26 protein-coding genes are annotated in these 25,345 nt (G+C 71.7%); 13 read left to right on the forward strand and 13 right to left on the reverse strand.

What is annotated here, in order from left to right; all coding sequences use genetic code 11:
- Positions 1–6: 6 nt before the first annotated feature.
- Positions 7–1,365 carry a VCBS repeat-containing protein gene (locus AB0K05_RS27715; RefSeq protein ID WP_271275143.1) on the forward strand — a complete coding sequence of 453 codons (1,359 nt, stop codon included), beginning with the start codon at positions 7–9 and terminating at the stop codon, positions 1,363–1,365.
- Here the strand turns inward: AB0K05_RS27715 and AB0K05_RS27720 are convergent.
- The 3 genes from AB0K05_RS27720 to AB0K05_RS27730 are packed head-to-tail and all read right to left on the reverse strand — an operon-like array spanning position 1,318 to position 3,797.
- Complete coding sequence (locus AB0K05_RS27720; RefSeq protein ID WP_364232877.1) at positions 1,318–2,760, reverse strand: amidase family protein; 1,443 nt, start codon at positions 2,758–2,760, stop codon at positions 1,318–1,320. The two genes, AB0K05_RS27715 and AB0K05_RS27720, sit on opposite strands and share 48 nt — an antisense overlap.
- Positions 2,761–2,779: 19 nt before the next feature.
- Positions 2,780–2,959: a hypothetical protein gene (locus tag AB0K05_RS27725; protein WP_148036559.1), complete on the reverse strand. Its 180-nt coding sequence runs from the start codon at positions 2,957–2,959 to the stop codon at positions 2,780–2,782.
- Positions 2,952–3,797 (reverse strand): SPFH domain-containing protein, encoded by an 846-nt coding sequence (locus tag AB0K05_RS27730; RefSeq protein ID WP_219546930.1) that lies wholly within the window; start codon positions 3,795–3,797, stop codon positions 2,952–2,954. The genes AB0K05_RS27725 and AB0K05_RS27730 overlap by 8 nt, the downstream gene beginning before the upstream one ends.
- 56 nt (positions 3,798–3,853) lie before the next feature.
- Between AB0K05_RS27730 and AB0K05_RS27735 the strand changes: the two genes are divergently transcribed.
- Complete coding sequence (locus AB0K05_RS27735) at positions 3,854–5,050, forward strand: pyridoxal-phosphate dependent enzyme (protein WP_364232880.1); 1,197 nt, start codon at positions 3,854–3,856, stop codon at positions 5,048–5,050.
- Between the two features lie 157 nt (positions 5,051–5,207).
- Here the strand turns inward: AB0K05_RS27735 and AB0K05_RS27740 are convergent, their stop codons facing one another.
- The 3 genes from AB0K05_RS27740 to AB0K05_RS27750 are packed head-to-tail and all read right to left on the reverse strand — an operon-like array spanning position 5,208 to position 9,010.
- Positions 5,208–5,858 carry a hypothetical protein gene (locus AB0K05_RS27740; protein ID WP_271275146.1) on the reverse strand — a complete coding sequence of 217 codons (651 nt, stop codon included), beginning with the start codon at positions 5,856–5,858 and terminating at the stop codon, positions 5,208–5,210.
- A 19-nt stretch (positions 5,859–5,877) separates the two neighbouring features.
- Positions 5,878–8,706 (reverse strand): ATP-dependent helicase C-terminal domain-containing protein, encoded by a 2,829-nt coding sequence (locus AB0K05_RS27745; RefSeq protein WP_364232882.1) that lies wholly within the window; start codon positions 8,704–8,706, stop codon positions 5,878–5,880.
- Positions 8,693–9,010 (reverse strand): helix-turn-helix transcriptional regulator, encoded by a 318-nt coding sequence (locus AB0K05_RS27750; RefSeq protein ID WP_148036564.1) that lies wholly within the window; start codon positions 9,008–9,010, stop codon positions 8,693–8,695. The genes AB0K05_RS27745 and AB0K05_RS27750 overlap by 14 nt, the downstream gene beginning before the upstream one ends.
- 88 nt (positions 9,011–9,098) lie before the next feature.
- On the opposite strand from AB0K05_RS27750, the gene AB0K05_RS27755 reads away from it, so the two are divergent.
- Positions 9,099–10,289 carry an MFS transporter gene (locus AB0K05_RS27755; protein WP_271275148.1) on the forward strand — a complete coding sequence of 397 codons (1,191 nt, stop codon included), beginning with the start codon at positions 9,099–9,101 and terminating at the stop codon, positions 10,287–10,289.
- Here AB0K05_RS27755 and AB0K05_RS27760 read toward each other — a convergent pair.
- Positions 10,220–11,050, reverse strand: a complete 831-nt coding sequence (locus AB0K05_RS27760; protein WP_261809054.1) for an undecaprenyl-diphosphate phosphatase — start codon at positions 11,048–11,050, stop codon at positions 10,220–10,222. The genes AB0K05_RS27755 and AB0K05_RS27760 overlap by 70 nt on opposite strands.
- Before the next feature lie 100 nt (positions 11,051–11,150).
- On the reverse strand, positions 11,151–11,966 hold the full coding sequence (locus tag AB0K05_RS27765) for an NmrA family NAD(P)-binding protein (RefSeq protein ID WP_271275149.1): 816 nt from the start codon (positions 11,964–11,966) through the stop codon (positions 11,151–11,153).
- Between the two features lie 74 nt (positions 11,967–12,040).
- Between AB0K05_RS27765 and AB0K05_RS27770 the strand changes: the two genes are divergently transcribed.
- From AB0K05_RS27770 to lipB, 4 genes are all read left to right on the forward strand, one after another.
- Entirely contained in the window at positions 12,041–12,955 is a 915-nt protein-coding gene (locus AB0K05_RS27770; protein WP_148036567.1) for an AraC family transcriptional regulator, read from the forward strand.
- Entirely contained in the window at positions 12,952–13,461 is a 510-nt protein-coding gene (locus AB0K05_RS27775; protein WP_271275150.1) for an HAD domain-containing protein, read from the forward strand. Before AB0K05_RS27770 ends, AB0K05_RS27775 begins: the two co-directional genes overlap by 4 nt.
- Positions 13,462–13,524: 63 nt before the next feature.
- Entirely contained in the window at positions 13,525–13,707 is a 183-nt protein-coding gene (locus AB0K05_RS27780) for a PspC domain-containing protein (RefSeq protein WP_148036569.1), read from the forward strand.
- Between the two features lie 17 nt (positions 13,708–13,724).
- Positions 13,725–14,360: a lipoyl(octanoyl) transferase LipB gene (gene lipB, locus AB0K05_RS27785; protein WP_364232889.1), complete on the forward strand. Its 636-nt coding sequence runs from the start codon at positions 13,725–13,727 to the stop codon at positions 14,358–14,360.
- Between the two features lies 1 nt (position 14,361).
- Here lipB and AB0K05_RS27790 read toward each other — a convergent pair whose 3' ends face one another.
- The 5 genes from AB0K05_RS27790 to AB0K05_RS27810 form a co-directional block, all read right to left on the reverse strand.
- A complete protein-coding gene (locus AB0K05_RS27790) occupies positions 14,362–14,751 on the reverse strand; it encodes a type II toxin-antitoxin system VapC family toxin (RefSeq protein WP_271275151.1) in 390 nt (129 codons plus the stop codon).
- Positions 14,748–14,975, reverse strand: coding sequence for an antitoxin (locus AB0K05_RS27795; RefSeq protein WP_219546945.1), 228 nt, complete (start codon positions 14,973–14,975; stop codon positions 14,748–14,750). Before AB0K05_RS27795 ends, AB0K05_RS27790 begins: the two co-directional genes overlap by 4 nt.
- A gap of 243 nt (positions 14,976–15,218) precedes the next feature.
- Positions 15,219–16,751 carry an amino acid permease gene (locus tag AB0K05_RS27800; protein WP_364232893.1) on the reverse strand — a complete coding sequence of 511 codons (1,533 nt, stop codon included), beginning with the start codon at positions 16,749–16,751 and terminating at the stop codon, positions 15,219–15,221.
- Positions 16,752–16,892: 141 nt separating this feature from the next.
- Positions 16,893–17,438, reverse strand: a complete 546-nt coding sequence (locus AB0K05_RS27805) for a type 1 glutamine amidotransferase domain-containing protein (RefSeq protein ID WP_148036575.1) — start codon at positions 17,436–17,438, stop codon at positions 16,893–16,895.
- Between the two features lie 33 nt (positions 17,439–17,471).
- Positions 17,472–17,822, reverse strand: a complete 351-nt coding sequence (locus AB0K05_RS27810) for a DUF2809 domain-containing protein (protein WP_271275153.1) — start codon at positions 17,820–17,822, stop codon at positions 17,472–17,474.
- A gap of 28 nt (positions 17,823–17,850) precedes the next feature.
- On the opposite strand from AB0K05_RS27810, the gene AB0K05_RS27815 reads away from it, so the two are divergent.
- From AB0K05_RS27815 to AB0K05_RS27840, 6 genes are all read left to right on the forward strand, one after another.
- Complete coding sequence (locus AB0K05_RS27815) at positions 17,851–19,476, forward strand: ABC-F family ATP-binding cassette domain-containing protein (RefSeq protein WP_364232897.1); 1,626 nt, start codon at positions 17,851–17,853, stop codon at positions 19,474–19,476.
- 120 nt (positions 19,477–19,596) lie between these two features.
- Positions 19,597–21,402, forward strand: a complete 1,806-nt coding sequence (locus AB0K05_RS27820; protein ID WP_271275154.1) for an ABC transporter substrate-binding protein — start codon at positions 19,597–19,599, stop codon at positions 21,400–21,402.
- On the forward strand, positions 21,399–22,445 hold the full coding sequence (locus AB0K05_RS27825; RefSeq protein WP_364232900.1) for an ABC transporter permease: 1,047 nt from the start codon (positions 21,399–21,401) through the stop codon (positions 22,443–22,445). Before AB0K05_RS27820 ends, AB0K05_RS27825 begins: the two co-directional genes overlap by 4 nt.
- Positions 22,442–23,326 (forward strand): ABC transporter permease, encoded by an 885-nt coding sequence (locus tag AB0K05_RS27830; RefSeq protein WP_148036579.1) that lies wholly within the window; start codon positions 22,442–22,444, stop codon positions 23,324–23,326. The genes AB0K05_RS27825 and AB0K05_RS27830 overlap by 4 nt, the downstream gene beginning before the upstream one ends.
- Positions 23,323–24,300 carry an ABC transporter ATP-binding protein gene (locus AB0K05_RS27835; protein ID WP_148036580.1) on the forward strand — a complete coding sequence of 326 codons (978 nt, stop codon included), beginning with the start codon at positions 23,323–23,325 and terminating at the stop codon, positions 24,298–24,300. The genes AB0K05_RS27830 and AB0K05_RS27835 overlap by 4 nt, the downstream gene beginning before the upstream one ends.
- The gene (locus tag AB0K05_RS27840; RefSeq protein ID WP_364232904.1) at positions 24,297–25,301 is read left to right on the forward strand and encodes an ABC transporter ATP-binding protein; all 1,005 of its coding nucleotides are present in this window, start codon (positions 24,297–24,299) and stop codon (positions 25,299–25,301) included. The genes AB0K05_RS27835 and AB0K05_RS27840 overlap by 4 nt, the downstream gene beginning before the upstream one ends.
- Positions 25,302–25,345: the final 44 nt, after the last annotated feature.

Below are 25,345 nucleotides of genomic sequence, written 5' to 3' on the forward strand. Positions count from 1 at the left end.
TGTGCCGTGCCGAGACGGATGACGATCTGGCTGGCGCTGGGCCTCCTGCTCGCGGGATGCGGCGGCGAACCCCGCCCCGTGTCCCGCACGCCGGTCCCGTCGGCCACCGTGCCCTCCACCCCCGCGGCTTCCACCTCCGCGGCCTCGACCCCCACCGCGCTCCCGAGCGTCAAGCCCCGGGCCGGCAAGCGGGGCCGGGACGCCGACGACGTCGACGACGACGGCCGCGCCGACCTGGTCGTCGAGGCCCGCACCCGCGACGGCCTGCCGTTCCGCACGGTCGTCCACGGCTCGCCGCGCGGTCTGGACCCGGGAAGGCAGACCGGCGCCACGTCCAAGACGTCCTGCTTCATGCGGCTCGACCAGGCCAACTGGGCGGCCGACTTCGACGGCGACGGCTTCGGCGACATCCTCGGCACCGCGCGGGAGGGCGAGGACCGGAGCCGCCCGTGCGTCCTGTGGGGGCCGCACGGCCTCGCGCCGGGGAAGGAGCCGGTTCGGTTGCGGGCGGAGACGGACGTCGTGGCCGACGCCGCCGTCGCCGGTGACTTCGACGGCGACGGCGCCGCCGACCTGGCGATGCCGAGCACGCCCGAGGGCAGCTTCTTCCACTCCGACCTGGTCGTCCTGTACGGTCCCTTCCGCCGTGACGGGACACCGGCCCGTCAGACCGTCCAGGCGTCGCCGTCCGGCGAGGAGTTCCGGCGGCTGACCGTCGACAGGATCGAGGGCCGGCGCGCGACAGGGCTGATCGTGCACGAGCCCGACGACGGCGAGCAGACCGCCTCCTGGCTGCTCCGCGCCGGGCCCGGCGGCCTGGACAAGGCGGGACACAAGCTCAACGACGGGTCGTCCGCCGCGTTCGGCGACTTCGACGGCGACGGCACCAGGGACGTCGCCGTGGGCGACAACGGGAGCCGCAACAACGAGCCCGGCTACGAGACCGAGCCGCCCTCCGTCCACCACACGGTGACCGTCTACTACGGGAACGGCCGCACCTGGAACTTCACCGGCACCGCGGGCACGATGGCCGCCGGTGACTTCGACGGCGACGCCCGCGACGACCTCGCCTTCGGCGGCGGCCACGAGTACGGCCCGCGTCAGCCGGTCCTGGTCTTCCGCGGTGCCCCCGACGGCCTGCGCCCCGGCGGCGCACTCGACGGCGTGAGCCCGGCCTGGCCGCGGACCGCGGGCGACTTCGACGGCGACGGGGACGACGAGCTCGTCCTCTCCCACGGTCAGGACAGCGTGAAGATCATCGTGACGGACGGGACGAAGGTCCTGTCCCGCTTCGGCGTGCCGCCCGGTGGCGGCCGCTCAGCTGGAGAAACCCGGCGGCCGGATCGGCGGGTGGGCGGTCTGTAGCTGGGCCGCCAGGCCGAGCAGGTGGGGTTCGCCGCCCGGCGGGGCGATGAGCTGCACGGCGATCGGCAGCCCGCTGGAGTGGGTGGCGACGGGCACCGCCATCGCGGGCCAGCCGCACATGTTCCACGCGCCGGTCGCGGACGCGTACCTGACGTTGACCAGGGCGTTGCGGACGAAGCCGCGCTCGCCCCACCGCTCGGCCTTCGGCGGGATCGCGGCCAGCGCGGGCGTGACGAGCACGTCGGCGTCGCCGAACCACTGGTCGGCGCCGTAGCCGCGCCACCGGTCGCGGCCCCGGTCGCCGTTCGCGCCCAGGCGGTTGAGCACCCGCCCGGCCCTGGCCAGGGCGCGGCTGCGGCGCTCCAGCGCGTGCGGGTCGTGCGGGGCGGCGGACTCGGCGGCCCTGGCCAGCCAGGCGGCCATCGTGGCGGTGGCGAGCCAGGCGGGGAACCGGTTCGTCCGCTCGACCACCGTGTGGCCGGCCTGCCGCAGCGTCTCCGCGGCCCCGCGCACCGCCGACCGGAACTCGCCGTCCATCGGCGCCCCCACCGGTAACGGCTGCGGCGCGTACGCCACCCGCAGATCGAACGGCTCCGGCCCGTTCTTCGGCGGCGGCGGCTCCCACACCGCCTCGTCGTCCGCCCACACCGAGCGGAGCGGCGGCCGGCTCGGCTCGGTGCGCCGGCCGGACCGCCACGCCTCGGCCAGCGACGGGTCCCCGGCCAGCACGGACAGCATCAGCGCCAGGTCGGGGATGTTCGCGGCGATCGGCCCGTTCTCCGACAGTCCCCGCCAGTCGTCCGTCGGGGCCGGGACCAGGCCGGTGCCCGGCTTGAGCGCCGGCACGCCACAGCACGCCGCCGGGATGCGCAGCGAGCCCATGCCGTCGTTGCCGAGCGCGAGCGGCACCATGCCCGCCGCCACGGCCGCGGCGCTGCCGGACGACGACCCGCCCGCCGTGCGCGCGGTGTCCCACGGATTGCGTACGGTGCCGTACACGCTGTCGCCGAACCCCACCAGCGTCAGCTCGGGCACGTTCGTCAGCCCGATCACCACCGCGCCCGCCGCCCGCAGCCGCGCGACCGTCTCGTGGTCGGCCGTCTTCGGCTCGGCGGACGTGGCCGCCGAGCCGGCCCGCATCGGCTCGCCGGCGACCTCCAGGTTGTCCTTGACCGCGACGGGGACCCCGGCCAGCGGGAGCTCCGACAGGTCGCGCCGGTCCTGGACGTCCTCCGCCTCCTTGAGCGCGCGCTCGCGCACCGCGCGGAACGCGCCCACCCGCGGGTCGCGCTCGGCGATGGCGCGCAGATGATCCTCGGCCACCGCCGCGGCCGCTACCTTGCCCTGACGTACGGCCGCCGCGATCTCCGTGGCGGACCTGCCTGCCCACGACATGCATAGAGTGTGCAGGTTTCTACTCTTCTGCGCGAGGCTCTTTTCGCGGCTTCTGCTCCCTGCCCGCCTGTTTGAGCGCGAGCCGCAACGCGTACTCGATCTGCGCGTTGACGCTGCGGAGGTCGTCGGCCGCCCATTTCGCGATCGCGTCGTAGACGGCCGGGTCGAGGCGCAGCAGGAGCTTCTTCCGCTCAGGCATACAAGCTGCCGGCGTTCACCACCGGCTGGGTCGCCCGGTCGCCGCACAGGACGACCAGGAGGTTGGACACCATCTGCGCCCGCCGCTCCTCGTCGAGGTCGACCACGCCCTCCGAGGAGAGCCGGTCGAGCGCGAGCTGGACCATGCCGACCGCGCCCTCGACGATCCGCGTGCGCGCCGCCACCACCTGGCCGGCCTGCTGGCGGACCAGCATGGCCTGGGCGATCTCGGGCGCGTAGGCGAGGTGGGTGATGCGGGCCTCCAGGATCTCGATCCCCGCAAGGTCGGTGCGGTCGCGCAGCTCGGCGGTCAGCTCGGTGGCCACCTCGGCGCCGTCGCGCAGGCTGGTGCGCGCGGGGTCGTGGGAGTCGTAGGGGTGCGTGGTCGCCAGGTGGCGGACCGCCGCCTCCGACTGGATCGCGACGTACTCCTCGTAGTCGTCGACCGAGAACACGGCCTTGGCGCTGTCGACCACCTTGTAGACCACGACCGCGGCGATCTCGACCGGGCTGCCGTCGGCGTCGTTCACCTTCAGCTTGGCCGTCTCGAAGTTGCGCACCCGCAGGGTGACCTTGCGCTTGGTGGTGAGCGGCAGCACCCACTGGAACCCGGCGTCGGACACCGAGCCGACGTAGCGGCCGAGGAACTGCACGACCTTGGCCTCGTTCGGGTTGACGATCGTGAAGCCGCTGGCGGTCACCAGCACGAGCACGCCCCAGATCGAGCCGAGCACGATCAGCAGCACCGGCGACCCCAGGCCGAACAGCACCGCGCCGCCCAGCACCAGCAGGACGAGCAGCACCACGAACCCGTTGATCCTGAACGCACGTCGTTCCATGGCGTCTCCTTGCTATCGAAGTGATATCACTATGCTATCTCACTAAGCTCATGCGCGTGCATCAGGATCACGTCTCGCTCGCCACCGGCCAGCGCTCGCTCGGAGACCCCGCGATCGCCTATCCGCTCCGGCCGCCGCTCACCCGCGGCTGCCCCCGCACCAGCACCGGCCGGATCGCCTATCCCGTCGAGGTCGACTACGCCTACGACCGGGTGCCCGCCGGCCTGTTCGACCAGCCGCCCGGCCCCGACATCGCGCGGTGGGCGCCGCTGCTGCCGCCGCTGTCCGCGCCCACGCTCGGCGAGGGCGGCACCCCGCTGCTGGAGGCGTGCGGCGTGCTCGTCAAGGACGAGTCACGCAACCCGACCTGGTCGCACAAGGACCGGCTGAACCGCGTCACCGTCAGCGCCGCGCTCGCCGAAGGCGCGCCCGGCGTCGTCGTCGCCTCCTCCGGCAACCACGGCGCCTCGGCCGCCGCCTACGCCGCCCGCGCCGGGCTGCCCGCGATCGTGCTCGCCTCCGCCGGCTCGCCGCCCGCCGTGCAGTCCTTCGTCCGCGCGTACGGGGCGGCGGTGTTCAGCGTGCCGGTCGAGCGGCGCTGGCCGCTGATGACGGAGATCGTGGACCGGCTCGGCTACCATCCGGTCAGCAACCAGACCGTCACCCACACCGGCCACCCGTACGGGCCCGAGGGCTACAAGACGATCGCGTACGAGCTCTTCGTCCAGCTCGGCCGGGCACCCGCGGCGGTCTTCGCGCCGACCGGTTACGCCGAGCTGCTGTACGGGGTGTGGAAGGGCTTCGCCGAGCTGCGACGGCTCGGGGTCGCGGGGACCGCGCCCCGGATGTTCTCCTGCGAGCCCGCCGCCGGAGGCCCGCACGCGCGGGCCGTCGCCACCGGCGCCCCGGCCGCGATCGTCGAGGTCGGTCCGACGGACGCGTACGGGATCGCCTGCCCCGCCGGCGGTCACCGGGGCGTGCGCGCGGTCACCGACAGCGGCGGCGGCACGGTCCTGGTCACCGACGAGGAACTGCGCGCGGCCCAGCGCGACCTCGGGCGGGAAGGGCTCTGGCAGGAGCTGTCCGGCGCGGCCGGACTGGCGGGCTACCGGAAGCTGGGTGCCGCGTTCGACGGGCCGGTGGTGTGCGTGGGCACGTCCAGCGGGTTCAAGGACGTCGGCGTTGGGTCGGCGGAGATCGCCGAGGCGACGACCTTCGACGAGGTGGTGGCGAACCTTCCCGCGGGTTCGTGAACCTGGCTCGGCGGGTTTCCCTACGCCGCAGGCGTGGTGGCGAATCTCCCGAGTTTCGGCGGGATGAACCAGGGTTCCCCACGCCGCGCAGGTGTGGTGGCGAACCTTCCCCCGGTGGCTCGCAGGCGGGGGTTTCCCCTACGCCGTGGGTGCCCCTCTAGTTTTTCAGCCACACCCGCAGTGGGCCGAGCGGGGTGAAGCCGTGCTCGGCGGCCGGTGCCGGGTCGATCTCGTAGCCGACCAGGTCGCGGCCGGGGAAGAGCGCGGCGGCCTGGGTCCTGACGTGCGGCCAGGCGTCGTCGCCGAACACGTTGGACACGCCCACGGTCCTGCCGCCCGGCGTCTCGTTGAGCACGAACCCGGACGCCGTCCCTTCCTCCGCCCACAGGAGCTTGACGGACGGGTCGCCGAGCAGGGCGGCGGTGAACAGGCCGCCTTGGCCGCCCCACGCCTCCTCCCAGGCGCGCAGCGTCTCCGCGTCCCGCACCACGCGCCATCGGTTGTCGTGTGCGGTTCCCTGACGAGCATCCGGCCCAGCGTGGAGCCAGGTGGCTTCGAAGAGCAGCTCGAAGCCGGGCAGGGTGAGGGCGGCGAAGCTGTCCTTGACGGAGGCGCCGGGGGTGTCGTCGATGAAGGGGAGGATGTCGGCGTCCGTCGCCTCCGGGGACAGGGTGACGGCGTCGGGATAGTAGGGCGGGGTGCGGCGCGGATTCGTCCAGGCCCGTGGCGTGAAGGCGCCGGGGAGGCCGTGCGCGCGACACAGGGCGTCGCACCAGGCGGCGTTGTTGAGCGCCGCCTCCTCGATCATCTGGCGCCCTGCGTGGCGGTCATCGGGTCCTCCTTGTGGGGGTGGCCGTCAGGGGGTCCTCCGGCCAGGGATGCTTCGGGTAGCGGCCGCGCATCTCGGCGCGTACGGACCGGTAGGCGTCACGCCAGAACGACGCCAGGTCCGCCGTGACCGCCACCGGGCGGCCCGCGGGCGAGAGCAGGTGGATCAGCAGCGGCACGCCCGCGATCCGGGGCGCCTCCTGCCAGCCGAACAACTCCTGCAGCTTCACCGCCAGCACCGGCTGCTCGCCCGAGTAGTCGATCCTGACCCGCGAACCGGTGGGCACCTCGACCCGCTCCGGCGCCACCGCCTCCAGCCGCTCGCTCCACGGCACCAGGCGGCGCAGCGCCGCGGCCACGTCGATCCGCTCCAGGTCGGCGCGGCGGCGGGCGCGGGACAGCTCAGGCTCCAGCCACCGGTCGGCCAGGGCGACCAAATCGCTCACGTCAAGCCACGGCTCGCCCGCCGCGCGGTGGCAGAACGCCAGCCGGCCCCTGACCGCACGTGCCTCCTTCGTCCAGGTCAGCACCTCTTCGGTACGGAGCCCGTACAGGAGCGCGTCGCGCACGTCGGCATCCGGCAGCGGCGTGGCGGACAGCTCGACGGCGCCCAGCCGCTCGACCAGCCGCGCCGTCACGTCACCCCGTTTCGACCCGGGCGGCGCTTTCCAGGCGACCTCTTCTTCGACCGTCACCGGGTACGCCTGCCTGGCGATCTCCTCGTCGATCACCACTGCCTGGCGGATCCTCGCCGACGCCGACCCGGTCGGGCGGTCGGCCACCGCGACGGCCAGCCACTGCGCCGACGCCAGTTTTGAGCCCTCCGCGAGCTGGGCTTCCGTGCCGGACGCCATGAGGTACCCGCCCCCTCGCCGCCGCGCCACCCTCTCGGGAAACGCCAGCGCCACGGCCAGCCCGGCCACCTCGTCCTGAGTTCTCGGGGCGGGCGCGTCGTTCTTGGTGGGTTCTGTGACCGTCCGTTCCTCCGTGCGGCCCCTTCCCCTGCCGTCCGGAGAGGACCGGTCAGGGGTGGCGTCCCTTTCCCGGGTCCGGTGGCCCGCAGTACGGGAGAGGCGCCGCGTCTCGGCGCGCCAGCGGGCGGTGAAGGCGTCACGCCCACGACGGGCCGCACGCCAGACCTCCACCAGATCGTCGCCCGCGTCGCGCGGAAGCTGCTCCGACAACAGAGCGATCACCTCGGCGGCCTCGGGACCCACGTCGAGCAGAGCCCGTGCCAGCCGGGGATGCACCCCCGCCAACGCCATCCGCCGCCCCCGCTCGGTCACCCGTACGGACATGACCGCCCCACCGGGGGAGGTCCTCTGCGCCACGTCCTTTCCAGGCGCGCCGTCTCCCTGGTGGACGGGGGACGTCGCCTGCGCCGCGTTCCTTCGAGATGTGCTGTCTCTCTGGGCGGTTCCTTGTGCCGGCGTGTCCGTTCGAGGCGCGTTGTCATCCTGGGTGGCGGGGGAGGTCCTCTGCGTCGACGCGTCCGTTGGAGGCGCGTCGTCTCCCTGGGGGACAGAGGGCGTCGCCCGCGTCGCGTCCCTTTGCGGCGCGTTGTCTCTCTGGGTGGCGGTTTTCTGCGCCCACGCGTCCCTTTGAGGTGCGTTGTTTCCCCCGGTTGGGGTGGTTGTACGGGCCGGGGTGGATTGGACGGCGCCCAGGGTGTGCAGGGTGGTGAGTGCGGCGGCGAGGGCGGCGGGTGGGGGTGGGTCGAGAAGGGCCAGGCCGGAGCCGTCGGGGGAGCCCCAGCAGGCCGCCTGGAGGGCGAACGACGTCAGGTCGGCGAGGGCGATCTCCGGGCTCGGCTGGTCGGGCAGGCGGTCGTGGTCGGCGGCGGACCAGCAGCGGTAGACGGCGCCGGGCGCCTCACGCCCGGCGCGGCCCGCGCGCTGGCCGGCCGAGGACCTGGAGACCCGCACCGTGGTGAGGGAGCCGAGACCGCGGGCGTGGTCGGTGCGCGGCTCGCGGGCCAGACCGGAGTCGACCACGACCCGCACGCCGGGCACGGTCAGGCTGGACTCGGCGACCGAGGTGGCCAGCACCACGCGCCGGGACGCGCCGGGGGAGAGCACCGCGTCCTGGACCCGGGCCGGCGCCTGACCGTGCACCTGGAGCACCTCGACGCCGTCGAGCATCGCCGCCACCCGGGCGATCTCGCCGACGCCGGGCAGGAAGCAGAGCACGTCGCCGTCCCGTTCGGCGAGCGCCCGCCGGACGACCCCGGCGACGTGCGACAGCAGGGCGGGGTCGACGCGCAGTCCGTGTGGCGGGGCGACCGGGCGCGGCGGCGGCGCCCACACGACGTCGACCGGGTGCGTGACGGCGGACGCCGCCACCACCGGCCCGCCGAGCAGCCGGGCCCAGGGGGCGGCGTCGGCGGTGGCGGAGGCGGCGATCAGCCGCAGGCCGGGCCGGAGCGTCTCGCGGACGTCCAGCAGGAACGCCAGCGCCGTGTCGGCGTCCAGGTAGCGTTCGTGGCATTCGTCCAGCATGACGGCGTCCACCCCCGCCAACTCCTGGTCCCGCTGGAGCCGTTGCAGCAGCACGCCGGTGGTGACGACCTCCACCATCGGGTTGGCGCCGGTGTGGCGCTCGCCCCGGATCGCGTAGCTGACGCCCATCCGCCGGGCCGCCGCGCGCACCGCCAGCCGCCTGGGCTCGGCCACCACCACCCGCATGCCCGCCTCCGCCAGGGCGAGCGGCACGACCGTCGTCTTGCCCGTACCGGGAGGAGCGGTCAGCACGGCACTGCCGTGCGCGTCCAGCGCGGCGAGCAGGTCCGGCAGCACACGCCGAATCGGCAACGTGTCAGACGGTGGCATGGGCGGCGGAGAGCACCGAGTCGAGCAGGCCGGGGAAGCGGGCGTCGAGGTCGTCGCGGCGCAGGCTCATGAGCTTCTGCCTGCCGTCCTGCTTGGTCATGACCACGCCGGCCTCGCGCAGCGCGCGGAAGTGGTGGGAGGCGGTGGACTTGTGCACGCCCAGGTTGCGGCCCACGTCGCCGCAGGTCATCTCGCCCTCCGCGGCCAGGCGGGCGACGGCCTCCAGGCGTACGGGGTCGGACAGCGCTCGCAGCACCTCGGTGAGCTCGATGTCATCGGTGGCCGGATGGGGCAGGGCGCGCATGCTCCCCAAGATACCGGGTTTTATTGTTTGACAACGATCCAACAGTGCGTCAGTTTGATGGGCATCCAATTGATCCATCGGAGGACCAGTGAATCGCCGGCTCTACCCCCTCGCCGCCGGGAACTTCGCCGTCGGCACCGGCATGTTCGTCACCGCGGGCCTGCTCACCCCGATCGCCGCCGACCTGGACGTGTCCGTGGCCGCCGCCGGCCAGCTGATGACCGTGTTCGCGCTGGCGTACGCCGTGTTGTCGCCCTTGCTGGCCGCCGTGACGGCGGCGATGCCGCGGCGGACGCTGCTGCTGCTCGGGCTGGGCGTGTTCGTGCTGGGCAACGTGCTGACCGCCGTGGTGCCCGGTTACCCGCTGGTGGTGGCCACGCGGGTGCTCGCCGCCGCGGGGGCCGCGATGTTCACGCCGACCGCGTCGGGGGTGGCGGCCGCGCTGGCCGGTCCCGAGCATCGGGGGCGGGCGCTGGCGCTGGTGATGGGCGGGCTGAGCGTGGCCACCGCCATCGGCGTGCCGCTCGGCACGTGGATGGGCGCGGCGTACGGGTGGCGGGCCACCATCTGGCTGGTGGCAGGGCTGGCGGTGCTCGGCTTCGCCGGGATCGCGGCGCTGGTGCCCGACGTGCGGATCGCGGTCTCCGGCAGGCTGGGCGAGCGGTTCGCGCCGCTGGTCGACCGGGGTGTGCTCGCGGTGCTGGCGACGCAGCTGCTGATGTTCGCCTCGGCCTTCGCCGCCTACACCTACATCGGCTCGCTCTTCGACCTGCCGCTGCCCGCCGTGCTGTGGGCGTGGGGCGTGGGCGCCATCGTGGGCAACCAGCTCGGCGGCCGGCTCACCGACGCGTACGGGCCGCGCCGCATGGTGCTGGGCGGGCTGGCGGCGTCCACGCTGCTCATGGCCCTGATCCCGGTCGCCAACCTGGCCCTGCCCGTCGCCCTGGTCTGGGCGTTCCTGTGGGGTGCGCTGGGCTGGCTGGTGGCGCCCGCGCAGCAGTATCGCGTGGTCGCGGCGCTGCCGGGCAACGTGCCGGTCGGGCTCGGCCTGCTGTCGTCGGCCCAGTACACGGGGCTCGTGCTGGCGGGCGTCGCCGGCGGGCTGGTGCTCGACGCGTACGGGCGAGCAGGCGTGATCGCCCTGGCCACCGGCCTCGGCCTGGCGACGGTGCTCTTCACCCTCGCGACCTACCGCCCCGCGGTGGGCGGTCAGCCCAGGGCGGGGATCCAGCCGAGTGTGACCGCGAGGATGACGAGGAAGCCCAGGGCGAGCCGGTAGACGACGAAGCCGGTGAAGCTGTGGGTGCTGATGTAGCGCAGGAACCAGGCCACGGCGGCGTAGCCGACGATGAAGGAGATCACCGTGGCCAGGATCGTGGGCCCCCAGGCCGGGGTCTCGGCGCCGCCGATCTCCGACAGCTCGTACAGGCCCGAGGCCAGGACGGCCGGGATGGCCAGCAGGAACGAGTAGCGGGCGGCCTCCTCGCGCCGGTAGTCGAGCAGGAGGCCCGCCGTGATGGTGCCGCCCGAGCGGGAGACGCCGGGGATGAGGGCCGCCGCCTGGGCGAACCCGTACACCACGGAGTGCGGCACGTTGAGGTGCTTGGCGAGCGTGAGCTTGTTGCGCGCGGTGCGGTCGGCGAACCACAGGATGAGACCGAACAGGATGAGCGTGGTGCCGACCAGCCGCAGGTCGCGGAAGACGCCCTCGATCTGGTCCTTGAGCAGCAGGCCGAGCAGGGCGATGGGGATGCTGCCGAGGATCACGTACCAGCCCATGCGGGCGGCGATGTGGGAGCGCAGGGCGGGGGTCCACAGGGAGCGGGTCCAGGTGGAGGTGATCTCCCAGATGTCCTTCCTGAAGTAGATCAGGACCGCCGCTTCCGTGCCGAGCTGGATGACCGCGGTGAACGCGGCACCGGGGTCCTTCCAGCCGAAGAACGCCGAGGCGACGCGGATGTGGGCGCTGGAGGAGATCGGCAGGAACTCCGTCAGCCCCTGCAGCAATCCCAGCACCACGGCTTCCATCCAGCCGATCACGCCTGCACCTTCCCCCGATAGGAGCGCACGATGTAACGAGGTGAGGCTAGCGGAATCGGCGGCCCGCCAAGGCCAGTCGCGGCTGGTCGCCGCGCGGAGTTCACTCGCTGGTCACCCAGGCTCCGGCGTTGTCGCGGGCGAAGTCCGCGAAGTCCCCGGCCGGCCGGCCCAGCGCGGCCCGCATGCCGTCGGTGACGTGGGCGTTGCGGCCGTCGAGTGTCTCCGTGAACAGCATGGTCAGCATCTCGATCTCGTCCTCCGGCACGCCGTGCTCGGCCGCGCCCGCCGCGTACTCCTCGGTGGTGATCGGCACGTACGTGATGTCGCGGCCGGTCGCCTTGGACAGTTCGGCCGCCACGTCGGCGAAGGTGAGCACTCGCGGCCCGGTCAGCTCGTACAGCCTGCCCGCGTGCCCGTCCTCGGTGAGCGCGGCCACCGCGACGTCGGCGATGTCGTCCACGTCCACGAACGGCTCGGCCACGTCTCCGGCGGGCAGCGCGATGACGCCGTCGCGTACCGGCTCCAGCAGGTAGCCCTCCGAGAAGTTCTGCATGAACCAGGCGCACCGCACGATCGTCCAGGCGACGCCCGACTCGCGCACCACCTGCTCGGCGGCCTCGGCGAGCGGCTCGCCCCGGCCCGACAGCAGGACCAGCCGCTCGACGCCGGCCGCCACCGCGTGCTCGGTGAACGCCCGCACGTCGTCCAGCGCGCCCGGGACCGCCACGTCGGGATAGTAGGAGATGTACGCGGCGCGCGCCCCGTGGAGGGCGGCCTTCCAGGTGCCGCGGTCCGCCCAGTCGAAGGGCGGGGTGCCCGTACGGGAGCCCACGCGTACGGGCCGGCCGAGGGCTTCGAGCCTGTCTGCGATCCGGCGGCCGGTCTTGCCGGTGCCGCCCGTTACCAGGATGGTCATGCCCTCTAGTAAGCCGCCTGCCGGTGAGACTCTCCATGGTTGAGAAGCGCAATGGCATATGCGATCGTCTAACCATGGATCACCTGGCGGCGCTGCTCGACGGCCCGCGCGCCCGTGGCGCGTTCCTGCTGAGAGTCCTCCTCGACCCGCCCTGGGCGATGCGCGTGCAGGACGAGGCCCCGCTCACGCTGCTGGCCATGGTGCGCGGCGAGGCGTGGATCGTCCGCGACGGCCTGACGCGGGTGGGGCCGGGCGAGGTGGCCGTGGTGTGCGGGCCGGAGCCCTACGTGGTCGCCGACCGGCCCGGCACCCCGCCGCAGATCGTCATCCACCCCGGCGAGCGGTGCACCACCCTCGACGGCGAGTCGCTCTACCAGGCGATGCACCTGGGCGTGCGCACCTGGGGCAACGACCCCGACGGCGCCAGCTCCATGATCGTCGGCACCTACCTGATGGCCGGGGAGGTCAGCGGGCGGCTGCTGCGGGCGCTGCCGCCGCTGCTCGTCCAGCCAGGCGGGCCGCTCATCGAGATGCTGGGCGAGGAGGTGGTCAAGAACGAGCCCGGGCAGGAGGCGGTGCTCGACAGGATGCTCGACCTGCTGCTCATCGCCACGCTGCGCGGGTGGTTCGCCACCGGGGAGGCGCCGGCGTGGTACCGGGCGCAGAGCGACCCTGTCGTGGGCAAGGCCATGCGGATCATGCAGAACAACCCCGCGCACCCGTGGACGGTCGCCGCGCTGGCCGCCGAGGTGGGGGTCTCGCGTGCCTCGCTGGCCAGGCGGTTCACCGACCTGGCGGGCGAGCCGCCGATGGCGTTCCTGACCGGGTGGCGGCTGGCCCTGGCCGCCGACCTGCTCCGCGAGCCCGAGGCGACCGTGACCTCGGTCGCCAGGAAGGTCGGCTACGGCAGCCCGTTCGCGCTCAGCGCGGCCTTCAAACGGGCCCACGGCGTCAGCCCGCAGGAACACCGGGTGGGGGCCGGCCGGTGAAACCGCTGCTTCTCCTGGACGTGGACGGGGTGCTCAACCCCACCGGCCGCCCGTCCCCCGACTTCCGCCGCTACCGGTGCACGATCGGCAGCACCGTCTACACCGTGCACCTCAACCAGCGCCACGGCACCCGGCTGATGGAGCTCGCGCTGGAGACCGGCTCCGAGCTGGTGTGGGCGACGACCTGGGAGCAGCACGCCAACGAGTGGATCGCGCCCCGGCTCGGCCTGCCGCCGCTGCCCGTCATCGAGATGGCGCCCGGCGAGAACGGGAGCCGGCACGGCGAGATGTTCAAGACCCGCCACGTGGCCGAGTACGTCGGCGACCGGCCGTTCGTCTGGTTCGACGACCAGGTCTACCAGGAGGACGAGGACTACCTCAGGGCTCGTCAGGGTCTCGGCGAATTCCTGCTCGTCCACGTGCCCGGCAGAGTGGGCCTGACCAGCCGACATCTGGCCGCCGCGCGGGAGTGGCTGACCCTTACAGGGTTTTCTCAGGGTCAGTAGTGGGAGAAGAGAGCGAGGCTCGTGCGTTCTTCTCAGTAGAACGTCATCACACGGAGGGACACCATGTACCGCTCACGACAGCACCGGATGCTCGCCGGCGTCTGCGGAGGCCTCGCCGACAGGTTCGGCCTGTCGCCCACCCTCGTCCGGGTCCTCTGGTTGATCCTCTCGCTCTTCCCCGGCCCGATGTGGGTCGTCTACGTCGTCATGTGGATCCTCGTCCCCGAAGAGCCGAAGAAGTACTGAGGATTATCCTTCAAGGCATGAGGGCAAGGCCGCTGACACTGATCCAGGACGAGCTCGTCGACTACGACAAGGCGATGGAGCGCATGGCCGAGCTGGTCGGCGAGCGCCAGCGCGACGAACGGCCGGACACGCTCTGGCTGCTCAGCCACCCGCAGGTCTACACGGTCGGCCGGCGCACCCCGCTGGCCCACCTGCCCGACCCGTCGCGCGGCATCCCGGTCGTGGAGACGGGCCGGGGCGGGCAGCTCACCTACCACGGCCCCGGCCAGCTCGTCGGCTACCTGATCGTCAAGCTGGGCGAGGAGGAGGGCATCGTCGACTACGTGCGCGAGGTGGAGCTGCGCCTGGTCGCCGCCCTCGGCGAGCTCGGCCTGCCCGCCGAGCGGCGCGACACCCCGCCGGGCTCGGAGCTGCTCACCGGCGTGTGGACGGCCGAGAGCGGCCGCAAGATCGTCTCCATCGGGATGCGGCAGAGCCGCGGCGTCACCAGCCACGGCTTCGCACTCAACGTCGACGGCGACCTGATGCCGTGGGACTGGGCGGTGGCTTGCGGGATGCCGGACGTCGACATGACCTCGCTCCAGCGGGAGCTCGGCGACGCCTCGATGGACCGGGTCCGCCCGGTGGTCGCGGCCGCCTTCGAGGCGTCCTGACTCACACGCGCGGGAAAACCTGCACCTCGGCATCATGGCCGGAGCCGTTGAGCTTGCCGTCACAGGTGTAAAGGGGCGCTTCCAGTGCTTCGGCGAGGGCCAGGTAACAGGAGTCGTAAGCGGTGTAGTTGTGCCGCAGCTCCCAGATCCGCTCTGCTATCCCCTTCATCTCGTAGCGCGTGATGTTGAGAGCCAGGTAGTCGGCCCGGGCCTGCTCGGCGATCGCGGCGGGCAGCTTGCCGCCGAGCACCAGTCCGCGCAACGTCGATAGGACCTCCACGTCAAGGAGGTGTGGAGCGTGGACGCTGGCTTGCAGCGCGCTGAGAAGTTCCATGTCAGCGTCGCGGCCCACGAGGGCCTCCACCATGGCGGAGGAATCGATGACTATCATCGCCTGCCCTCGGCTACTGCTTGCAGAATCTCCTCACTCGACGGCCCCTGGGAGCGATCGCGGGCCTTCAGGCGCTTGACGATTTCGGCGTTGGTCGGCCGAGCGGCGATATCGGCTAGTTCTCTGGCGACGTACGCGGAAAGAGACAGGCCGGCCTCAGCCGCACGTGCTTTGAGTTGTTCAGCGATCGGTTCGGGCACGTCGCGAATGTAGAGAGTCGCCATGATGGCGATGCTAGCAGGTTGCTAGCAAGATTTCGCGGCATGGCCGTGGGTTTTGTTCCCTGAGCGGACATGGCGAAGGGATCCGCCTCTTCTCGCAGTTCCCGGTTCCCGGCCGAGACGGTCCACCTCGGCCGGGGGAGCGGGAGGGGGCGGCGCCCCCTCGCCGGGGGTGCGGGGGCGTGCCCCCGCAGTCACAGCCTGAGCTCTTCGGCGCGGAGCGCCTCCGGGGCGAAGACCTTGCCTTCAGGCGTCCGTGGGGACCTCGTCGATGGTGCGGCGGGGGCCGGTGAACCAGTGGCGGGCCGACAGCCACCACCACAGGCCGATGCCGATCAGCACCACGCCCACCGCGATCGGGGCGTAGTTGACCGACGTCCAGGTGAAGTCCTCGTCGCCGGGCACCCCGGCCGGGGAGAACGGCATGATGAAGTACACGCAGACGACCGCGATCTCGATCACCGCGATCCAGCCGAGCACCTTGTACCTGCGCCCGAGCGTCCACGGCCCGGGCTCGAAGCGGTCGCCCATCCGCAGCCGGAGCCAGATGGGGATGAGGAACGCCAGGTAGAGCCCGATGACCGCGATCGACACCACGGCGAAGAAGGCCACCGGGGTCGTCAGGCCGGGAGGGGCGTAGAGGGCGGGCAGGGTGATGAAGGCGGCGGCGCCGCAACCGGCCAGGATGGCGTTGACCGGCGTGCGATTGCGGTCGACCCGCGACCAGAGCCGCCAGCCGGGCACCGCGCCGTCGCGGGCGAACGCGTACGTCATCCGTGACATGGACGTCACGCAGCTCATGCCGCAGAAGAACTGGCCGATGGTGGAGATCGCGAAGATGGCGGTGGCCAGCGGCGAGCTGAGCGCGGTCTCGAAGATCGCGCCGACGAAGCCGCCCTGCTCGTTGATCGCGTCCACGTTCGTGGCCGCGAACAGGAACGCCAGCAGGACGATCCAGCCGCCGATCGCCGAGTAGAAGATTGACTGCCACAGGCCGCGGGCGGCGGCCGTGGAGGCGCCCTGGGTCTCCTCCGAGACGTGCGCGCACGCGTCGAAGCCGGTGATCGTGTACTGGGTGAGCAGGAAGCCGAGCGGCAGCACGTACAGCCAGAACGTCAGCCCGTTGGAGCCGTCGCCGAAGCCGGAGTTGTTGATCGTCTCGGTGAACACGAAGCCCACCGACTGGTGCTCGGACGGGCCGAAGACCAGGATCCCGACCACGATGGCGGCGCCGAAGACGTGCCACCAGACGGAGACGTTCTGCAGCAGTGAGATGAGCCGGTGGCTGAAGATGTTGATCAGCGCGTGCAACCCGAGCACGATCACGAACAGCAGGAACGCCTGCGAGAGCGTGCCTTCCCATGCGCCGCCGGTGAGCCGGGTGAGGGTGATGTTGAGGAAGGTCGCGCAGCCGTAGTCGACGGACGCGGTGACCGCGATGAGGCCGATCAGGTTGAGCCAGCCGGTGAACCAGCCGTGGATCGGCTTGCCCATCTTGGCGGCCCACCAGTAGATGCCGCCCGCGGTCGGGAACGCGGAGACCAGCTCCGACATGCAGAAGCCGATGATCAGGATGAAGAGGGAGATCAGCGGCCAGCCCCAGGAGATGGCGATGGGGCCGCCGTTGTTCCACGCCTGGCCGAAGGTGGTGAAGCAGCCGGCGAGGATCGAGATGATGGAGAACGAGATGGCGAAGTTGGAGAATCCGCTCCAGGTCCGGGCCAGCTCCTGCTTGTAGCCGAGCTCGGCGAGTCGCTTGGAATCCTCTTCTGTGCTCACTGAGGTCTCCCTGGGGGGCGAGGAGGACGCTCTCTTTGGTCTAGGTTTAGACCATTCTTTGGTATACGTCCAGACCATTTCCGCGGCCCGCCCAAGGAGTTTCGGGCGAGCGGGGGCGGGCCGCGGCCCGCCCCCGTCACGTCAGTCCCCGAACACCTCGACCGTGGCCTGGCAGAACGCCTTGAGGTCGTCCGGCTTGCGGCTGGTGACCAGCTTGTTCGGCCCGGCGTCGCAGACCACGACCTCTTCGTCGACCCAGTTGGCGCCGGCGTTGCGCAGGTCGGTCTGGAGGCTCGGCCAGGACGTCATCTGCCGGTCCCGGACGGCGTCGGCCTCGATCAGCGTCCACGGCGCGTGGCAGATCGCCGCGACCGGCTTGCCGCCCTGGAAGAAGTCCTGGACGAACCGTACGGCCTTCGGGTCGGTACGCAGGAAGTCGGGGTTGGCGACGCCGCCGGGCAGCACGAGCCCGTCGAAGTCGGCCGCCGACACCTCCTCGACCGTGCCGTCCACGGCGAACGTGTCGGCCTTGTCCAGGTGGTTGAAGGCCTTGATCTGCCCCGGCTCGGTGGAGATCAGCTTCGGCGTGCCACCGGCCTGCTTGACGGCCTTCCACGGCTCGGTGAGCTCGACCTGCTCGACGCCTTCGGGCGCGACCAGGAAAGCGATGGTCTTGTCCTGGAGCATGATGAAACCCCCTATTTCGTGGTTTCTCACCCCCTATCCGTGAGTTCCCGATCTATACGCGATGTGCGCGGCCCACGCCGTCGCGGCGCCGGCCGCGTACCAGAAGAGGTCGGGCGGGTTGAACGTGCTGCCGAGCAGCGGGCGCAGCACCTCGGGGATGCCGAGGAGCTGGGCGAACTCGATCGCCCAGCTCAGCCCGGCCGCGGTGAGCGCGGCGACCCAGGGGCGCACGCGCGGCCACACGAGCAGGACGAGCAGATAGATCAGCACCGTGTAGAGCGCGTCGCCGGCGTACTTGGGGACCGGGCCGTCCCAGAGCAGCCGGACGCCGAGTCCGAGGACGACCGTGACGAGGGCGGCCACCATAACCGGCAAACGGGACATTCAGCGGAGCCTAGTAGCATCGCCGTACATGAGCGCGACCATGGTGGTACGGGGGCTGGCTGCCGGTCACGGGGAGCGGGTGCTGTTCACGGGGCTGGACCTGGTCGTGAGCCCCGGCGACGTGATCGGCCTGGTGGGGGCCAACGGCGCGGGCAAGTCGACCCTGCTGCGCATGATGGCCGGCCTCGACCGGCCCGAGGAGGGCGAGATCCGGCTCAGCCCGGCCGCCGCCACCGTCGGCTACCTGCCGCAGGAGCCCGACCGCAGGCCGGGTGAGACCGTGATGGAGTTCCTGGCCCGCCGCACCGGCGTGGCACGGGCGCAGCGCGACCTGGACACCACCGCGCAGGCCCTGGCCGATCAGGCGCCCGGCGCCGACGACGCCTACAGCGTGGCGCTGGAGCGCTGGCTGGCGCTGGGCGGCGCCGACCTGGACGAGCGCGCCGAGGCGATCGGCCTGCCGGTGGCGCTGGAGCAGCCGATGACCTCGCTGTCGGGCGGTCAGGCGGCCCGCGCCGGGCTGGCCTCGCTGCTGCTCAGCCGCTACGACCTGTTCCTGCTCGACGAGCCCACCAACGACCTGGACCTCGACGGGCTCGACCGGCTGGAAAGCTTCGTCAAGGGCCTGCGGGCCGGCACGGTCGTGGTCAGCCACGACCGCGAGTTCCTGGCCAGGACCGTCACCGACGTGCTGGAGCTCGACCTGGCCCAGCAGCGGATCCACCTGTTCGGCGGCGGCTACCAGGCCTACCTGGACGAGCGCGAGGTCGCCAGGCGGCACGCCAGGGAGCGTTACGAGGAGTACGCCGAGACCCGCGCCGACCTGGAGGGCCGCGCCCGCAGGCAGCGGGCGTGGATGGAGAAGGGCGTCAAGAACGCCCGCCGCAAGATGCCCGACAACGACAAGATCGGGCGCAACGCCCGCGTCGAGACCACCGAGAAGCAGGCCGCCAAGGCCCGGCAGACGGAGAAGCTGCTGGAGCGGCTGGAGGAGGTCGAGGAGCCGCGCAAGGAGTGGGAGCTGCGCATGGAGATCGCCGTCGCGCCCCGCTCCGGCGCGGTGGTGGCCACGCTGCGCGGCGCGGTCGTCAGGCGGGGCGGCTTCACGCTGGGGCCGGTCGACCTGGAGATCGGCTGGGCCGAGCGGGTGGCGATCACCGGGGCCAACGGCTCGGGCAAGACCACGCTGCTCGGCGCCCTGCTCGGGCGCGTCCCGCCGGACGAGGGGCACGCCTCGCTCGGCTCCGGCGTGGTGGTGGGCGAGGTCGACCAGGCGCGCGGGCTGTTCGAGGGGGAGGAGGCGCTGCTCGACGCGTTCACCGCGCACGCCGACCTGGTGCCGGGTGAGGCGCGCACGCTGCTGGCTAAGTTCGGGCTGAAGGCGCACCACGTGCTGCGGCCCGCCTCGACGCTCTCACCGGGCGAGCGCACCCGCGCCGCGCTGGCCCTGCTGCAGGCCAGGGGCGTCAACCTGCTGGTGCTCGACGAGCCGACGAACCACCTCGACCTGCCCGCGATCGAGCAGCTGGAGTCGGCGCTGGCCGGCTATCCCGGCACGCTCCTGCTCGTCACCCATGACCGCCGCATGCTGGAGGCGGTCAGCGTCGACAGGAGGCTCGTGGTGGACCAGGGACGCGTGTCCGAGTCCCACTGAAAATTTACACCGCACAAAGATACGAAGATGAAACAATTCTCCGTATCTCGTTGACATGCGTAGTTCCTATGGTGTGCCGTGCTCTACACAGATAACCCCCCGCCTGAAGGTGAGGCACACATGAGGAAATGGCTCGCACGCCTGGCAGTGCTGGGCTTCGCGCTATTGGTGGCCGGTCAGGGTCAGGTGGCTCTGGCCCAGGACCCCGCGGCGGGAAAGAAGATCATCCGCGTGGGCGCTACCCAGGCCGTTGACTCCATGAACCCGTTCCTCGCCGTCCGCTTGGTGTCGACCTCGATCCACCGCTGGATGTACGGCTTCCTGACGGTTCCGGACCACAAGACGCTGCAGCCGAGCCCGGACCTGGCCGAGTCGTGGAGCAGCTCCGAGGACGGTCTGACCTGGACCTTCAAGATCCGCGAGACCAAGTGGTCCGACGGCCAGCCGGTCACCGCCGAGGACGCCGCCTGGACGTTCAACAAGATCATGACGGATGACGCGGCCAAGACCGCCAACGGTCCGGCCGCGGAGAACTTCGAGAGCGTCACGGCCAACGGCCAGGACCTGGTCATCAAGCTGAAGAACCCCCAGGCCTCGATCCTGGAGAACCCGATCCCGATCATGCCCAAGCATGTCTGGGAGAAGGTCGGCAACCTCGCGGACTTCTCCGGCGACCAGTATCCGGCCGTGACCAGCGGCCCGTACATCGCCGTCGAGCACAAGAAGGACCAGTACGTCAAGCTGCAGGCCAACCCGAACTACTGGCGCGGCGCCCCGAAGATCGACGAGCTCCAGGTCGTCTTCTACGAGAACCCGGCCGCGTCCATCATCGGCCTGAAGAACGGCGAGATCGACCTGATCGGCCGGCTCAACCCGCCGGAGTTCGAGTCCCTCAAGGGCGACCCGAACATCGTGCAGTGGAACCAGCAGGGCCGCCGCGCCGTCTACCTGCAGATCAACCACGGCGCCACGACCACCGACGACAAGGAAGTGGGCGACGGCCACCCGGCGCTGAAGGACCAGAAGGTCCGCCAGGCGCTGCACCAGGCCATCGACAAGGACAAGCTCGTCGCCGAGGTGCAGAACGGCCTGGCCAAGCCGGCGCACGGCTCGATCGTGCCGCCCATGTACACGGACTTCTTCTGGGAGGCCGCCGGCGACACCAAGGTCTCCTACGACCCGGCCAAGGCCAACCAGATCCTCGACGACGCCGGCTACAAGAAGGGCGCCGACGGCGTCCGCACCATGCCCGACGGTGACCGCAAGCTGGAGTTCCGCTTCAGCATCCACACCGACACCCCGATCGAGGACAAGCTCGCCGAGTACCTCACCGGCTTCTTCAAGGAGATCGGCGTCACGCTGACCACCAAGAAGCTCGACTCCAGCAAGTTCACCGAGGAGACCGGCGTCACCGGCCTGTTCGACATCGCGATCTCCGGCTGGTCGGTCAACCCCGACCCGGAGGAGGTCCTGGCGACGCACCTGTGCAGCCGGCGGCCGACCCCGTCCGGTGAGGGCGGCGGCACCGAGTCGTTCTACTGCGACGACACCTTCGAGAAGCTCTACCAGGAGCAGCTCAAGGAGCTCGACCGGCCCAAGCGGGCCGACCTCATCAAGCAGATGCAGGAGCGCCTCTACACCGACGCCCCGGTCATCGCGATCTACTACACCAACGACCTCGAGGGCTACCGTAAGGACCGGATCAAGAGCATCACGTCCGTGCCCGAGCAGGACGGCATCCTGTACGGCGCGAGCAGCTTCTGGCCGTTCTACTCGCTGGAGGCCGTCGAGTCCTCGGCCACGGCCGAGGAGGGCGGCTCCAACACCGCTCTGATCGCCGGCGTGGTCGGCGCCGTGGTCGTGATCGGCGTCGGCGCGTTCTTCCTCACCAGGCGGCGCAAGTCCGCCGCGGACGACCGCGAATGACAGCACCGCTCGAAGCAGCAGAGCCCGCCGCCGCCCAGGCGGCGGGCCCCGCTGGGGACGACCGCCCCGCCCGCCGCGGCGTGCTGCGCTACGCGCTCACCAAGGCCGGCGGGGCGTTGCTGAGCATCGCCATGGTGATCGTCGCGACGTTCTTCCTCTTCCGGCTCCTCCCCGGAGATCCGGTACGGAACCTCGCGCAGGGCCGCAACATGACCCCGGCGCAGCTCGACCTGGAACGGAGCCGGCTCGGCCTGGACAAGCCGGTGCCCGAGCAGTTCCTCGACTTCGTCGGCAAGACGCTCCGCCTGGACCTCGGCACCTCCTACGAGTACAAGCGGCCGGTCCTCGACCTCATCGGCGAGCGCCTCGGGCCGACGCTGCTGCTCACCGGGGTCGGTCTGGTCATCGCCGTCAGCCTCGGCCTCTGGCAGGGCACCAGGGCCGGGTGGCGGCCGGGCGGCCGGTTCGACCGGTTCTCCACGGCCACCTCGCTGGTGCTGTGGTCGGTGCCGACGTTCTGGCTCGGCCTGCTGCTGATGATGGTGTTCGCCGCCTGGCTCCAGATCTTCCCGACCCGGGGCATCGAGAGCGTCGACGCGCCCGACGGCTTCGGTTACATCCTGGACGTGGCCTGGCACATGGTGCTGCCCTGCCTGACCATGGTCGGGGTGGTGTACGCGCAGTATCTGCTGGTCATGCGTTCGTCCCTGCTCGACGAGCTGGGCCAGGACTACATCAACACCGCGCGGGCCAAGGGGCTGCGCGACGACGACCTGCGGCGCAGGCACGCCGTCCCGAACGCGCTGCTGCCCACGGTGACGCTGGTGTTCATGAACATCGGCTTCGTCGTCGGCGGCGCGGTCACCACGGAGACGGTCTTCAGCTGGCCGGGGCTCGGCAAGCTGTTCTACGACGCGATCTCGGTGCCCGACTTCACGCTCATGCAGGGCACGTTCATGCTCATCACGGTCGCGGTGATCCTGATGAACACGCTGGCCGACATCGTCTACCACCTCCTCGACCCGAGGGTGAGGTCCGCATGAGCACCTTCACGTGGACCCGCAGGAAGCGGGCGCTCGGCCGGTTCTGGGAGGACTTCCGCAAACAGCGCGGCGGCCTCGCCGGCCTGGTCATCCTGGTCGTGGCCGTGACGCTGGCCGTCGTCGCGCCGCTCTTCATCGACCAAGGCGTCACCAGCGTGGTCGAGAACACCGGGCCCCGATGGTCCCCGCCGAGCCTGGACTACCCGTTCGGCACCGACGAGTCCGGGCGCTCGATCCTGCTCATGGTCTGGTGGGGCTCGCGCACGTCGCTGCTCATCGGCTTCCTGGCCGCGCTGCTCACCGTGGGCATCGGCACCGTGCTCGGCATCGCCGCCGGCCACTTCCGCGGCTGGATCGGCGCCGTCATCATGCGCGTGACCGACTGGTTCCTGGTGCTGCCCTCGCTGGTCACCGCTCTCGTCCTGGCGGCCATCCTGGGCGGCAGCACGTTCACCATCATCATGGCGATCGGCGTCACCTCCTGGCCGTCGACCGCCCGCCTCATCAGGGCGCAGACGCTGGCGGTGGAGGCGCGGCCGTACATCGAGCGCTCCAAGGCGCTCGGCGGCGGCCACTGGCACATCACCACCCGCCACGTGCTGCCGAACGTCGCCCCGCTGCTGCTGGCCAGCACCACGCTCCAGGTCGCCAGCGCCATCGTCACCGAGTCGACGCTGGCCTTCCTCGGCGTGACCGCGAACAAGACCTCCTGGGGCACCATGCTCCGCGGCTCCTACGACTGGAACGCGGCCAGCTACGGAGCCTGGTGGTACATCCTCATCCCCGGCCTGTGCATCCTCGCGGTCGTCATGGCGTTCACGCTCTGCGGCCGGGCGCTGGAGACCGTGCTCAACCCGCGACTCCGGAAGGCAGGGGCATGAGTCTGCTAGAACTGGACGACGTCTCGGTCACGTACCGCATCGCCGAGGGCGAGGTGCCCGCGGTGAGAGGCGTGTCGCTCACGCTCGGCAGCGGGGCGGCCCTCGGGGTCGCCGGCGAGTCGGGGTCCGGCAAGTCGACGCTGGCCATGGCGCTGCTGCGGCTGCTGCCGCGCGACGCCCGCGTCACCGGCCGGATCCTGCTCGACGGCGAGGACGTGCTCACCATGAAGTGGGGCCGCCTGCGCGCGGTCCGCTGGGCCCAGGCGTCGATCGTTTTCCAGGGCGCCCAGCACGGACTCAACCCGGTGCACAGGATCGGCGAACAGATCGCCGAGCCGCTGCTCGTGCACAACCTGGCCAAGCCCGGCGAGGCCGGCAAGCGGGTGGCCGAGCTGCTGGAACAGGTCGGCCTGCCCGCCTGGCGGGCCCGCAGCTACCCGCACGAGCTGTCCGGCGGCCAGCGCCAGCGCGTCATGATCGCGATGGCGCTCGCCTGCTCGCCCCGGCTCATCATCGCCGACGAGCCCACGACGGCTCTCGACGTGATGGTGCAGGCGCAGGTGCTGACGCTGATCAAGGAACTGGTCGCCGAGCACGACATCTCCCTGGTCATGATCTCGCACGACCTCTCGGTGCTCGCCGACGTGTGCGACCGGCTCGCGGTCATGTACGCGGGCCGCGTGGTCGAGCAGGGCCCGTCGCGCGAGGTGTTCCACGACCCCCGGCATCCCTACAGCCAGGCGCTGGCGGCGGCGTTCCCGACGGTCGGCGACCCGGCGTCGCGGCTGGCGCCCAAGGGACTCGGCGGCGACCCGCCCGACCCGATGGACCTGCCGACGGGATGCTCGTTCCACCCGCGCTGCCCGGTCGCGCTGGAGGAGTGCCCGACGCTGGACGTCGAGCTGTGGCCCGCCGGCGACCGCCGCGCCGCCGCCTGCGTCCACGTACGGGACCGCGTACAGGAGAAGGCATGACAGAGACGCAAGCCCCGGCCGAGGAGGTCACCACGGCCCGCCGTACCCTCCTGGAGGCCCGCGACCTGCACGTGGAGTTCGCCTCGCGCGGGCGCCGCGCCCGCGCGGTCGACGGCGTGAACCTCGCGGTCGGCGAGGGCGAGATCGTGGCGCTGGTCGGCGAGTCCGGCTGCGGCAAGACCACGCTCGCGCGCACGCTGCTCGGCCTGGAGAAGCCCACGTCCGGCACGGTCCGGTACGGGGGAGAGCCGCTGCGGTACGCCAGCCGGGCGCTCAAGGAGTACCGCAGGCAGGTGCAGCTCGTCCTCCAGGACCCGATGGGCTCGCTGAACCCCCGGCAGACCGTCTACGAGGCGGTGGCGGAGGGCCCGCGCATCCACGGCCTGCCGGACGAGGCGGACGTGGTGAACAACGCGCTGGCCAGGGCCGGGCTGCGGCCGCCTGAGCGGTTCCTGCTGCGTTACCCGCACGAGCTGTCCGGCGGGCAGCGGCAGCGCGTGGTCATCGCCGGGGCGCTGGCGCTGGACCCGAAGGTGCTGATCGCCGACGAGCCGGTGGCCTCGCTCGACGCGTCGGTGCGCGGCGAGATCCTCGCGCTCATGCTCAGGCTCCGCGACGAGCTTGGCCTGTCGGCGCTGGTCGTCACGCACGACCTGGGGCTGGCGTGGAACATCGCCGACCGGGTGGCGGTCATGTATCTCGGCCGGATCGTCGAGTCGGGGCCGGTCGAGCAGGTGCTGACCGCGCCGCGTCACCCGTACACGCAGGCCCTGCTGTCGGTGCTGCCCGAGTCTCCCGAACGGGTGGTGCTGACCGGCGAGCCGCCGGACCCGACCAGGATTCCGGGCGGCTGCCGCTTCCACGCCCGCTGCCAGGTGCTCGCCTCCGGCAGGGCCGCGGAGGCGGGCGTGGACGCCCGGTGCAGGGGTGAGCTGCTGGAGATCCTGCCCGCCTCGGCCGGGGCGCAGGCGGCCTGCTACTACGCGGACGCCACCGGCTGAAAGGCGCGCGGTCCCGGCCCGGTATCGGCGGCCGGGACCGCGTC

The sequence above is a fragment of the Nonomuraea sp. NPDC049486 genome, from assembly GCF_040676925.1.
Classification (GTDB): Bacteria; Actinomycetota; Actinomycetes; order Streptosporangiales; family Streptosporangiaceae; genus Nonomuraea; species Nonomuraea ferruginea.